General features: G+C 38.3%; 14 protein-coding genes. 4 read left to right on the forward strand and 10 right to left on the reverse strand.

What is annotated here, in order from left to right; translation table 11 throughout:
• Positions 1-8: 8 nt before the first annotated feature.
• From MSI_RS06790 to MSI_RS06805, 4 genes are all read right to left on the reverse strand, one after another.
• Entirely contained in the window at positions 9-1,187 is a 1,179-nt protein-coding gene (locus MSI_RS06790; protein ID WP_009105111.1) for a bacterial Ig-like domain-containing protein, read from the reverse strand.
• 163 nt (positions 1,188-1,350) lie between these two features.
• Positions 1,351-2,172, reverse strand: a complete 822-nt coding sequence (locus tag MSI_RS06795) for a Cof-type HAD-IIB family hydrolase (RefSeq protein ID WP_009105114.1) — start codon at positions 2,170-2,172, stop codon at positions 1,351-1,353.
• A 6-nt stretch (positions 2,173-2,178) separates the two neighbouring features.
• Positions 2,179-2,952 (reverse strand): ThiF family adenylyltransferase, encoded by a 774-nt coding sequence (locus tag MSI_RS06800; RefSeq protein ID WP_039924498.1) that lies wholly within the window; start codon positions 2,950-2,952, stop codon positions 2,179-2,181.
• Between the two features lie 21 nt (positions 2,953-2,973).
• Complete coding sequence (locus MSI_RS06805; RefSeq protein WP_009105118.1) at positions 2,974-3,861, reverse strand: TatD family hydrolase; 888 nt, start codon at positions 3,859-3,861, stop codon at positions 2,974-2,976.
• A gap of 128 nt (positions 3,862-3,989) precedes the next feature.
• On the opposite strand from MSI_RS06805, the gene folE reads away from it, so the two are divergent.
• The gene (gene folE, locus MSI_RS06810; protein WP_009105120.1) at positions 3,990-4,589 is read left to right on the forward strand and encodes a GTP cyclohydrolase I; all 600 of its coding nucleotides are present in this window, start codon (positions 3,990-3,992) and stop codon (positions 4,587-4,589) included.
• Positions 4,590-5,052: 463 nt separating this feature from the next.
• Here folE and MSI_RS06815 read toward each other — a convergent pair whose 3' ends face one another.
• The 6 genes from MSI_RS06815 to MSI_RS06840 form a co-directional block, all read right to left on the reverse strand.
• Positions 5,053-6,045: a replication initiation protein gene (locus tag MSI_RS06815; protein ID WP_009105122.1), complete on the reverse strand. Its 993-nt coding sequence runs from the start codon at positions 6,043-6,045 to the stop codon at positions 5,053-5,055.
• 241 nt (positions 6,046-6,286) lie between these two features.
• A complete protein-coding gene (locus MSI_RS06820) occupies positions 6,287-6,649 on the reverse strand; it encodes a hypothetical protein (protein WP_009105124.1) in 363 nt (120 codons plus the stop codon).
• Entirely contained in the window at positions 6,642-7,388 is a 747-nt protein-coding gene (locus MSI_RS06825; RefSeq protein ID WP_009105126.1) for a ParA family protein, read from the reverse strand. The genes MSI_RS06820 and MSI_RS06825 overlap by 8 nt, the downstream gene beginning before the upstream one ends.
• Before the next feature lie 301 nt (positions 7,389-7,689).
• Positions 7,690-8,490: a histidinol-phosphatase gene (locus MSI_RS06830; RefSeq protein ID WP_009105128.1), complete on the reverse strand. Its 801-nt coding sequence runs from the start codon at positions 8,488-8,490 to the stop codon at positions 7,690-7,692.
• Positions 8,491-8,539: 49 nt separating this feature from the next.
• Positions 8,540-8,857: a helix-turn-helix transcriptional regulator gene (locus MSI_RS06835; protein ID WP_009105130.1), complete on the reverse strand. Its 318-nt coding sequence runs from the start codon at positions 8,855-8,857 to the stop codon at positions 8,540-8,542.
• 49 nt (positions 8,858-8,906) lie between these two features.
• A complete protein-coding gene (locus tag MSI_RS06840; protein WP_009105133.1) occupies positions 8,907-9,392 on the reverse strand; it encodes a cupin domain-containing protein in 486 nt (161 codons plus the stop codon).
• A 145-nt stretch (positions 9,393-9,537) separates the two neighbouring features.
• Here MSI_RS06840 and MSI_RS13955 point away from each other — a divergent pair, with 145 nt between their 5' ends.
• The 3 genes from MSI_RS13955 to MSI_RS06855 all read left to right on the forward strand — a co-directional run bounded on the left by MSI_RS13955 (position 9,538) and on the right by MSI_RS06855 (position 12,124).
• On the forward strand, positions 9,538-10,302 hold the full coding sequence (locus MSI_RS13955) for an SUMF1/EgtB/PvdO family nonheme iron enzyme (RefSeq protein ID WP_009105135.1): 765 nt from the start codon (positions 9,538-9,540) through the stop codon (positions 10,300-10,302).
• 82 nt (positions 10,303-10,384) lie between these two features.
• Positions 10,385-10,933, forward strand: coding sequence for a GNAT family N-acetyltransferase (locus MSI_RS06850; protein WP_009105137.1), 549 nt, complete (start codon positions 10,385-10,387; stop codon positions 10,931-10,933).
• A gap of 42 nt (positions 10,934-10,975) precedes the next feature.
• On the forward strand, positions 10,976-12,124 hold the full coding sequence (locus MSI_RS06855; protein ID WP_009105139.1) for a GDSL-type esterase/lipase family protein: 1,149 nt from the start codon (positions 10,976-10,978) through the stop codon (positions 12,122-12,124).
• The last annotated feature ends 58 nt before the right edge of the window (positions 12,125-12,182 follow it).

Here is a 12,182-nt window from a genome sequence, read left to right on the forward strand (position 1 = left end):
TTTATCTCCTATCTGATTCTAAACTCTGCTGTCTGTGAATATTTGTAGCCTTCTTCATCAGTAACAACCAGCATGACTACATGGTTCTGGTTATATTCTGTTGTTTCCGGGTCAATAATATCTTTTGTAAGTACAAAAAAGCCGTTTGTAATATCTGTTCTTTTAGTTCCATCAAGATACCATTCATATTTGACATAAGTATCTTTTGCTACAAAAGTTTTTGCTTCAGATTTGTAAGAGAATAATTTATTTAAATCCGTCTGAGATATGATTGTAATATCTAAATCAAAACTCTGATTATTTGACACATATACATCATAAGTAACAGACTTGTTGCCATAGGTAAGAGTTATTTTTTGAAATCCATTTTCAAACAGAGTTTTTGGAGAATAAGAAAAATCTTTAACCTCTTTTGTTATACTGTCCGAATAGTTTGCTTCAAGCACAAGACCAGTTAAATCTACATCATCTCCTAACTGGTATGAAGTTTTTCTAGCCGTTTTTTTTATGCTAATTGATTCAAGAGTGGTTAATAAAACTTCGACAGGAATCTTTACAACCTGGTCTTTATATGTAATGTATAAATTCTGGGAACCAGCTTCTGTAAATGCTTCAGGTGAAACTGTAAGTTCTGAAACCGCAATTTTTTCTTCCCTACCACTCTTGTAAACAGCCACAAGTGACAGGCCATCTAAATCAGGTTTTTCATATTTGTAATATTCTGTTTTTGTAAGAGAATTAGTAACTTTTAATGATGTAATAGCATCATCAGAAAAATCATCTGTCTTTACACTGATAGAACTTCCTGTAGATTTATTACCATTTTTATCATATGCATAGATTGTAAATACATAATTAGTGCCTGCTGTAAGGCCTGTTACTTCATAACTGCTTTCTGTAGTCTCTTTTGGTTCTTTAAGAGAACCGTTTGCTGGAGAGGCAGAAATAACAAGTTTTGCAAAGTTTTCTGTATTTGGGTTAGACCATGACAGTAAAACTGAATCAGTTCCTGTTGCTCTACCAGAAAAGGCCGAAACATTTTTATAGTCCCATACTACATTTACTGCAGACTTTACTTCTGGTGCCTCCTGAGCACACGACATGATTAATAGAGAAAAAGAACACAAAGCTGTTAGCAGATGTGTAATTTTTTTGAGAAGCAGATTGCTCCTGACTGAAACTTTCATAAATGGTCCTCCGATTAAGACTTTTTTTTAAAGATTTGAGAAGAATTCTCTTAGTGATTTCTTACTTTGAAATCACTATACAGATTACCCCCCCCGAATACCTTAGTCAATACAATACACTGTAATAGGAGAACCTTTTTTATAAAAAGAGAGTTAGAAGAGTTTACAACACATGCTTTCTTAAGAAATCTGCAATGCCGTCTTCGTTGTTATTTTTTTCTGTGACAAAATCAGCAATTTTCTTAATTTCGGGAAGGCCGTTACACATGGCAACACCGTAACCGGCCATTCTGATAAGGGATTCATCATTCATGCTGTCGCCAAAACCCATAGCTTTGGATATTGGAAATCCAAGATGCTCACAAAGCCATTTTACAGATTCACCCTTTCCGCACTCTGGAGGAAGCACTTCAAGAAAGAAGGGTTTGCTGGTAAAAATAACAGCTTTATCACCGAATTCGCCGCGGAGTGTATCCTGAAGTTTCAGAAGATCAGAAGGCTCACCTGGAATCAGCATTTTGGTAAAACCCTGCTGCAGGAAGTCCTCATAATTTTCGACAGCAGCACCTTTAAGGCCGCACAAATCAACATCGAGTTTTGTCCATTTTGTTTCCTGGGCATAGTAAATCGTATCAGGAGTGTAAACTTCTGTTTTATATCCGGCTTCTTCTGCAAGCTGATTTGCTCGGATTAAAACTTCAGGTGCGACTTTTTTGCAGAAAATCTGCTGACGCTTATGCAGGTCAAAAATACTGCAGCCGTTAATTGCAATCAAAAATCTTCCGGCTTCCTTTCCTGCAATTTCAAGCTGGCGAACAAAAGGAAGAATTGCATCTTCTGCACGGCCGGAACAAAGAACAATATAAATACCACGTTCTGCACATTCTCGCAAAGCTAAAACTGTAGCATCTGTAATTTTTCTGTCATCATTAAGAAGTGTATCATCAAGGTCTAAAGCAATAAGCTTTACATCTAATTTTTCCATAAATTTCTATTCCTTAAATAAATCTGTTACGTGGAATTGAGTTAAATCTTTTATAACTTCGGCAGCAATCATCATTCCTGCGGCAGAAGGAACAAAGGCATTACTTCCAGGAGTCTGTTTTTTTGGAGCCCCTTTGCGTTCAACTCCTGAGCTATCCACAAAATCAGAGGCACTCTCATCAGCTTTTGGAGGAATTGCTGTTTCCGTAGAAAAAACAACCTTCAATCTTTTAATCCGGCGCTTTTTCAACTCATTACGCATAACACGGGCAAGCGGGCAGACAGAGGTTCTTGTGATATCTGCAACCTTAAGTTTAGAAGGGTCAACCTTATTACCCGCACCCATGCAGCTGATAACCGGCTTTTTTAGAGCTTTAGCTCGCGTGATAATTTCAAGCTTTCCCGTAACGGTATCAATGCAATCTACAATATAATCATACTGAGAAAAATCAAACTGGTCAGCGGTTTCTGGCATGTAAAAAGTCTTCCATTTAGTAACCTTGCAGTCCGGATTAATATCGTGAATACGATCTTCGGCAACATCAACCTTATCTTTTCCGATTGTAGAATGAAGGGCATAAAGCTGGCGGTTCAGATTTGAAAGACAGATTTTATCATCATCAACAATATCAATTGCACCGATTCCCGAACGAACAAGTGCCTCTACAACATAGCTGCCTACCCCTCCAATGCCAAATACAATTACCCTGGCATTGTAGATTTTTTCCATATTCTCTTTTCCAAAGGTGAGGCTTGTTCTTGTAAACTGATTCTTATTCATAAAAATATCTTTTACCACCATTTAAATTCCGAACAGCTTCTGGAAATTTGAATCTACAATTTCGCTGAGTTTTCGGCTGGTGATATTTCTTTTTGAAGCAATATATTCGTAAACGTATTTGATATTTTCAGGAATATTAGAACCGCTTTTTACCGGTACAGGAGGATAAAATGGACAATCTGTTTCTATTAAAAGACGGTCTTTTGGCACATAGTTGAGTAAGTCAGACATATCGCTGAAGGATTTTTTTCCGGCATAGGTAACAGTTCCGCTAAAACTAACATACCAGCCCAAATCAAGGAAAAATTCCAGCTCAGACTGACTGTAAGAAAATCCGTGAATCACTCCCCTATTCCATTTTACAGCTTTTAAAACATCAGAAGTTTCCTTAAAACCCTTGCGGCTGTGCAGAACAAAAGGCATATTCAGTTTTTTAGCCAGAGTAAGCTGAAGGGCAAACAAATCCTTTTCGTCTTTTACAGTATCATAGTCAAAATATTCGTGATCGCGTCCCTTGTATTCAACTGAATCCCAGTCATGATCAATTCCACCAGGCCCGATTCCTACAAGATGACTGGCAAAAATACTGTCGCTTTCCTTAAAATCATTAATTACATTTTCAAGATTTTCGATAACTTCAAAGCGGTTATCAACAGAATCTGAATCAGGCATAACTCCGGCTGTAAAATACATCATATCCTGAATGTGCTTTTTTTGAATATTATCTTCTATTAAATCAAGACATTCTTCCACACGTCCGGTTCGAGCCCAGATATCATCAACACGAATACCACAGTCCAGGGCAAAGGAAACATCATTTCCTTCCATCTCCATAAGACTGTCCACTCCCTGCTGCAGGCCGAGTTCTTCCGTAATTTGAAAAAAATTAATTAATGAATCAGAATACATAAATCTTCTATAATATAACACGCATTACGGTTCAGAGCAAACGATTTTACAAAGCAAAACCACCTTAAAACTTCTTTAATAAAATGATAGTATTAGTCCTGTAATTTCTGTGATTAGGAGTGCGCTTTATGACATTACCGGAAAAACCTGATTTTGACCACGAAAAGATAAAGCAGGCAGTAAAACTGATGTTCGAAGCCATTGGTGAAGATACTAACCGTCCTGGCATTGCCGAAACTCCTGACCGCGTAGCAAGAGCCTTTGAAGAAATTTTTGAAGGCTGCAAATATACAAATGAAGAAATTGCTGAATACAATAAAGTTCTTTTTGATAATCCTGCAACCGGAATTGTAGTTGAAAAAATTACAGGACCAGGCTTAAACGGAATGTGCGAGCATCACCTTCTTCCAATGTATGACATGACAGTTTATATCGGTTATATTCCAAAGGGAAAAGTAATCGGACTTTCGAAACTTGCAAGAATTGCTGAGCTTTGCGCAAAACGCCCTAGTCTTCAGGAAAAAATTGGAATGGATATTGCTGAATGTGTTCGCCTGGCAACCGGTGCAGAAGACGTTGCCGTTGTTATTACTGCCAAGCATGGCTGCATTCAGTTCCGCGGTGCAAAAAAAGACGTAGTTACAAAAACCGCTGAACTCACAGGAAAATTCCTGAGCGGAAGCAAATTGCGCGCAGAGTTCTATCAGTTAATTCAGAGTCAGCTCTAAAATCTTTTAATAACTACCTAAACAGCGTACTTAGGTAGTTATTAAAACAGGAAAATTCAAACTTTTTTGCGTACTTTAGTAGTCATATCCTTTAAAAAAATATGCATTTCAGGTAGTTATAAAACGTACTTTGGTAGTCATATTTTCTGCGTACCTTGGTAGTTAAATCTGAAAAAGTCTGAAAATTCGCGTACCTTAGTAGTTATAATAGAAGAAAATTCAACAAATTGGCGTACTTCGGTAGTTATTTGCTTAGAAAAAAGCGTACTTTAGTAGTCATGTGTGTCATTTTAACCCCTACCTAAATTCGTACTTTGGTAGTTGTTAAAAAAAGTTAACGTTTTCCTATAAGAATTGAAGAGTTTCTTTCTATATGAAATTAGTGATTTTTGCGTACCTTGGTAGTCATTAGAATTTCTGACTGCGTACTTTAGTAGTCATATCGTTAAGCGTACTTTGGTAGTTATTTCAAGCCCTGCTTTTTCAAAATTTCCACAGCGTCTGCTTCGTAAGCAATTTCAAAAGAATCGCCGAATGGAAGTTCATTCTGCTGTCTTGCAATCTTTAAGGCCTCGGCAAATTCTTCAGGATATCGGTTTTTAAAATATGCAAGTTCGGCCTGTTCTTCATTTATGACTTTTATTTCATCAAGCTGCTGCTTATCAGTATCTTTTGAGATTTGAACAGAGGTAGCTTTTTCCGAACAGTTAAATCTGAAGCCGACTACATTTTTTCCGTCTTTAATTTTATCAAAGGAAACTGTCAGATTTGTTTTTTCATTTACTTCATCAAGAGGATTTTTTACAACCTTGGTAATGAAGTTTGTCATGCGGCCGGAATATTCGTTGTCTCCCAGCTGGAAAGTTTTTCTTAATTCATCAACGGTATATTCAAAATACCAGCAGCCTTTTTTGTTGCCCTCTTTTCCCTTTTTTCCAATCCAGGAAAGGGCAATCTCGTAATAGCGCATGGCATAAAAACTCTGAAGGCGGCCAAGCTCAATTAACTGAAGGGTTGTAAAACCATGTTTGTATTCTACAAGAGCCTGGCCAAGATGATGATTGATTTCAATATTGATTTTGTGATCAACATCAGAAAAAACTGCATGAGTTACCCAGCTGAAGGTTTCGAATTTTTTTCCAGTATCAATAGCAATGTAGGATTTTTGAAGTTCAACAAGAGCTGATTTAATTAAGTCTTTCTGTTTTGAACCGATTCTTGATTTTCCCAATGCCTTTACAAAATCAGAGGTTTTGAAGGTTGTTTCATAGGTCTCAATATTGAGGTTAGACCATTTCATGATTTTTAAATCTGCAATAACGTAAGCAAGAAGCTGTTTAGCTAAAGGAGAGCATTTATATAAGCCTTGAGAGATTTGATTTGGCTGAAGAAGTTCACTGTTTAACTTTTTTGAATACTCCAGAGTTCCCTGCTCTGAAGTTATAAGTTCATTCATTTTATGCCCTATTACTTATATTATTGTTATTTAATATATTGGGGCTTCGTAAATCTTTATATTATTAAGGTTTAGAAGAAGATAAAGCTACTTAAGTACGAGATATGAACTACTCAAGTACGTTTTATAACTACCAATATACGAGGAAATAACTACTTCTCTACGAATTCATCATTCCGCTACTAGTATATTATAGCTGGTAGTTATAAAAAAATCCACTACTTTATTTCTCTTCAGGTAGTTATTTTGTAATTCCGCCTTTAGAAAGCTTGATGTTGTTTTTCTTAACTTCACTCATCAGATATTCTACGGCAGTTTCAATTCCCTGTGTCATTGAAAGGTCGTGTTCCAGGAAGAACATTTTCCATTCCTTTTTTGTAGTTTCTCGGATGCTGATATTCATCAGGATTTTTTTGATTTCTTCAGGCTTCTGGGCTTCCTGGGGCGCTGTTACTTCCTGCTGAACTGCAGAAACAGTTTTTTCCTGAGGAATTGACTGAAAGATTGCAGTAGCATCATTTTTTGCGGCTTCTTCCTGCTTTGCTTTTTCAAGAATTGCCATTACAGGGTTTTCGTCATTGTATTTTGAAAAATCCTTAGCCATTGATTAACTCCTTAATGAAATTTGCATAGTCAATTGCCGCATTAGATTTTGAATTATATTCAAAGATATTCTGGCGTGCTAACTGAGATTCCTGAACGGCGATTGCATCACGGATTTTTGTTTCAAAAACCTTTGTATTAAACATCTGGGCAAATTTGATGAACTGATCATTCATATGCTGAGCAAGTCCTGCCCTACCCTTGTATCTTACAAGAAGAACTCCCGCAATTTCCAAAGCCTGGTTTACATCGCGGATTCCCTGAATTGTTTCTGCCAGAGCTTCTGCTCCCTGCATTGAAAAAGAATCTGCCTGAACAGGTATAACTACCGAAGTACTTGCAACAAGTGCGTTGATTGTAAGAGGTGAAAGAGCCGGCGGAGTATCGATGATTACATAATCATATACGTCTGCAACTTCCTTCAAAACTTTAGAAAGCTTATATACCTGGTCAATTGCATTCATTTCCTGCATGACATTATTAAGGCCTTTGTCCGCCATTACAAAATCTCCGGACGGTGTAGATTTGATAGCATCCTTCAGGCTTACTTCATTCTTGAAAACGTTTTTGATTGAAGGGCCGGCAGGGTCTGCCCGATAGCAGTAAGAGAGGTTGCACTGAGGATCAAGGTCGATTGCAAGAGTCTTTTTACCCAGCAGGGAAAGACCTGAAAAAAGGGAGCTGGCAGTTGTTGTTTTTCCAACGCCGCCTTTCTGATTTGTAACGGTGATGATTTTCATACTTTTTCCTATTCTTTAATTAAAGAAATAAATATCTAAATATATAAATATTATATCTTGAAATAAATAATATGTAAAGAAAAATAAAATAAAAAATGTAATAAAATATAAAGATACAAAGAAACGTAGAATTAAAGATATAAAGAAATATATAATATATATATAATAATTAAAGAAATTATAAATAAAAATAAAGAGCCTTGAAAAGGCCCCTAGGATTCGCGTAGACGCGTCGAATTTGAAAAATCGAGTAATTTATCGATTCAACCTTTTTGACGCGTTTTTAACGCATTTTTGGCTTTTAATCTTTCCCCTCAGAAAAGATGCTTTCAATCGGTTTTATGCCGAAATTTTTTGCATAATCACGGGCTTTCTGGGCGTGGGCAATTACGTCCTTTGGATCGTGAGCATCGGCATTGCAGATTACTTTTGCAGAGCTTTCTGCGACCATCTGCCAGAACTCGCCAACAGGGTAAGCATAGCGAAATCCCTTTTCTGTGCGGCACATAGGCTTGTGCATACCAAGTCCGTTTACTTCAAGAGGCATGTCTAAATCTATGGCGGCATCAAGGATTGCCTTCATACAGGAAGCAACTTCCTTATCCCATTTTCGCTCGTGAGCCATGCACAAATCTGGATGGGCAAGGAATGCAAAAAGACCGGACTTCATTCCTTCAATTGTCTGGTTTGTGTGGTTAATCAAATCTTCTGTTGAATGGCAGTCTGGAATATAATCGTGAATATCGCCCTTTGTGATCCAGTGAGAACCGAGTACAAGATAGTCTGCACCGAACTGACCTTTTAGTCCGTCGCGGTACCAGCTTTCAAGGCGCTTATCCCATTCACATTCAAAGCCCAGGTAAATAGGGAATGGTGAATCCTTCTGCAGGCTGCGAACCCAGGAAACATATTCTGGAGCCTGTTCTACAGACATCCGGATATTAGGCCAGTAATCAGGAGTGTCGGCAGGGTAGGGGCAATGATCAGAAAATCCAAGAGCTGAACAGCCGTCTTTTAAGGCCTGCTTAAAATAATCTTCAGGCTTTCCAATGGCATGATTACATAAAAGAGAATGAGTATGAAAGTTTGATATCGGAGTCATAAGGCTATTATATAGAGAATTATGAAAATTTTATATAAGGTGCTTTTTCTTAAAGCAGGGCTTCCGGATTAAGTTCCCTCTGGCTTCTAAGTTTTTCAGGAGTCATACCGAAGGTCTTTTTGAATTCACGGATAAAAACCTTGTAGTTTGTAATTCCACATTCTTCAAGAATTACAGAAATCTTCTGATTTGTATTTTGCAACATCTGATAAAAGGCAGAAATCCTCAGCGACATCAGGTATTCATTGAAGGTCATATCCGTGTATTTTTTGAAAAGGCGGCACATGTGCTCCGGAGAAACATTCAGAATCTCAGAAACTTCCTTCAGCGAGATTTTATTGCGGAATTCCTTTTCCACATAAGCCATTACCGGTGAGATTCTGTTTATTCCATAATAGGAAGCTGCGCTGCTCTTTTTATTTTCCAGCTGATAATTGCAAAAAAAGCTGATAAAAAAAATCATAGAAAAGGGAAATGAACTTAACCCGGTTCTCCTGTTTCTGGTCGTCAACAAACTTAAGCATTTTCTGCAGGTATGAAAAAAGTTCTTCTGCCTCAGCGGAAGAAAGTTTTTCCTTAAAAACGACATTTTCAATGTCTTCATAAACACCTTCAAAGGCACTCAGGGGAACCTGAAGAAGAATGTATTTTGCATGACCGCAGAGTTTTGATGAATGAATAACTTCAGAGTTTACGATTATCATATCTCCTTCTGTCAGAAGGTATTTACGCTGCTCAACCTTGAAATCAATCTTTCCTTCAAGCAGGTAAAGTAATTCGATGTGGTTATGCCAGTGGAAGGGCGAATAAAAATTTACATCATCTACTACTTCAAAGCGGATTGAAAACTGAAGGGCAAAATGGCGCTTGTGCAGGATGTTTTCGTGTTTGTATTCATTCATATCAATAATATATAGGATAACTCGCAAATTAGCCACTTTTATTAGCTAAAATATCAAAATCGACATAAATAATGTCATATTCGTCCGTTGAAGAATCCAGACTTCGTGATAGAGTGGAAACTACAAGAATAACAGGAGGCGTTATATGATAAAAAGTAATCAGACAAAAGTTGTAGTTCTGCTGCTCGGAATTATGGGCACATTATTATCCTGCTCAGGAAAAGGACAGAAACTGAAGCTGGAAAGCGGCGTTGAACTTGGCGCTGTTTCAATTCCTGACAATAATTTCTGTATTGCAAAAACAGAAGTAACTCAGGAATTTTATGAGGCTGTAATGGGAGAAAATCCGTCGCAGGCAAAAGGGGCAAAACTCCCGGTTGAATCTGTCAGCTGGTATGACAGCCTTGTTTTCTGTAATAAACTGAGCCTGCTTTTAGGAAAGACTCCTTGTTATAAGGTAAAGGGAAGTACAAATCCGGCGGACTGGGGCTATACTCCTCACCAGGGAACAATAATTGAATCAGAAATAGAATTTAATCCTGACTCAGATGGTTTCAGAATTCCTACAATGGAAGAATGGGACATTGCAATCAAGGGCGGCGAAAATTATATGTATTCTGGAAGTGATGATCTGGATTCTGTTGCCTGGACAGACTGCAACAGTGGTGGCAAGCTTCACGAAGTTGCACAGTTAAAACCTAATGCTTTTGGTATTTATGATATGTCTGGAAATGTGTTTGAGTGGGTATGGAGTGTTCGTGCAGATTCAAGCCGATACCTTCGCGGTGGAAGCTTCTTTGATGCTGCCCGTGCCGGAAAATGTACTAATAAAGAATTGAATTATGCTTCACGTCAGTTGAAAAGTGCCGGTTTCAGAATTACCTGGAACAAGTCTGAAGCTGATGTATAAAAAGTCTAAAAAAACTGTCTGTCTTGTCCACTATTGCTGAAAAATTACTGCCTCTTGCTGTATAATTCGCTTGAGGCAAAAAATGAATTATAAAATCAGAATGGCAACAGAAAAGGACGCACAGGCAGTTCACGATATTTACGGAACTTATGTTCCGCTTGATTATGTAACCTTTACGGTTGAAAATCCTGATGTAGAATCTTACCGGCAGAAAATTATTCACACGCTGGAAAAATATCCTTTTCTTATTGCAGAAGATCCTGATGGAAAAATCCTGGGATATGCCTGCGGATCTCCTCTCCGTCCTCACGATGCTTATCAGTGGAATGTTGAATGGACAATTGTTCTTTCTCCTGATGCTCCAAAAAGGGCTGGAATTGCCACAGCCCTTTACAATGAGTTTGCCCGCCTTCTGACAAAACAGGGCTACCGCTATATTTACGGAGTTCTTGTTGATACAAACCAGGCCAGTATTGCTTTACACAAGGCACTGGGTTTTACGGAAGTAGGTCACTTTGAAAACGCAGGTTTTAAACTTGGCGCATGGCGGGGCATTGTCTGGTATGTAAAACAGATTGGAAACATGGCTGAAGAACCTCATAAGCCCTTTCCGCTTTCACAAGTAATTTAATTAAGATAATAATCATATATATAGAAGAAACTGGAGCTGAAAATGTCTGACTCGACTTTTACTAAATGGGTTGCCTGCTGGGGAAATGCAACTTCAATTACAGACCGCAAGGAAGCGGTTTATGCAAAGGATTTGACCCTGCGCTATCCGGTAAGGGTAGTTTTTTCTGGAAGCAAGTTTCGTTTTCATTTTTCAAATTTAACAGGAACTGAAGAGGTAAAAATCACAAAGGCTTTTGTGGCCCTGAAAGGGAGCGACTACAAAGCTCTTGGAATTACGCTGAATGGCGAAAAGGAGCTTCGCATCCCTGCGGGAAAGGAAATAACTTCTGATGAAATTGACTTTGCGGTAAAGGCAGGTGAACAGGTTGAAGTTTCCATGTATCTTGCTGATTTTACCCAGATGAATGCAGGCACTCTGGTAACAGGTCCTCTTTCAAAAGGCAGTTACGCTTACGGCGATTTTGCAGATAAGGAAAAATTCCCTGACGATTTAAGCCGCAGCACAAACTGGTTTTACTTTTTGAATACAATTGATGTTTTTACAGAAGAAAAAAATCATGCCCTTGTCTGCTATGGTGATTCAATAACTGCCCAGTCCTGGCCTGATTACCTTGCCCAGAAAGCCTGGGATAAGGGATTTCATAATGTTGCAATTATCCGCCGAGCTGTCTGTGGAACAAGAATTCTCCGCCAGTATGACTGCATTACTTATGCGGCTTACGGTTTGAAAGGCGAGACCCGCTTTCCGATTGAAATGCAGGTGGCCGGTGCTTCTGCGGTAATTATTCAGCATGGAATTAACGATATTATTCATCCGGTTGGGGTTGAAGTAAATAAATTCCGTCCCTGGTCGGACATGCCTACAGCCCAGGATATGGAAAAGGGTGTTGAAGACTTTTATATTTCCTATGCCCGTAAGCTTGGAATAAAAGTCTGGTCTGGAACTCTTCTTCCGATTTTTGGCTGGCGAACCTATGCGCCTTTCCGAAATGATTTAAGAAATGAATTTAACGATTGGCTCAGAACTTCTGATAAATTTGACGGTTGCGTAGATTTTGATAAAGCTGTCAGAAATCCTGAAAAACCTGAAGCCTTTGCCCAGGGATTTGACAGCGGAGATCATCTGCATCCGAGCGAAGCTGCTTACAAGGCAATGGCAGAAGCAGTTCCTGAAAGTTTACTAAGCTGATTCTTAACTTAAGTTTGCTAAAATACGTATAAATGTACCTTTTATTTTGAATGAGATG

It is taken from the genome of Treponema sp. JC4, from assembly GCF_000260795.1.
Lineage (GTDB): Bacteria > Spirochaetota > Spirochaetia > Treponematales > Treponemataceae > Treponema_D.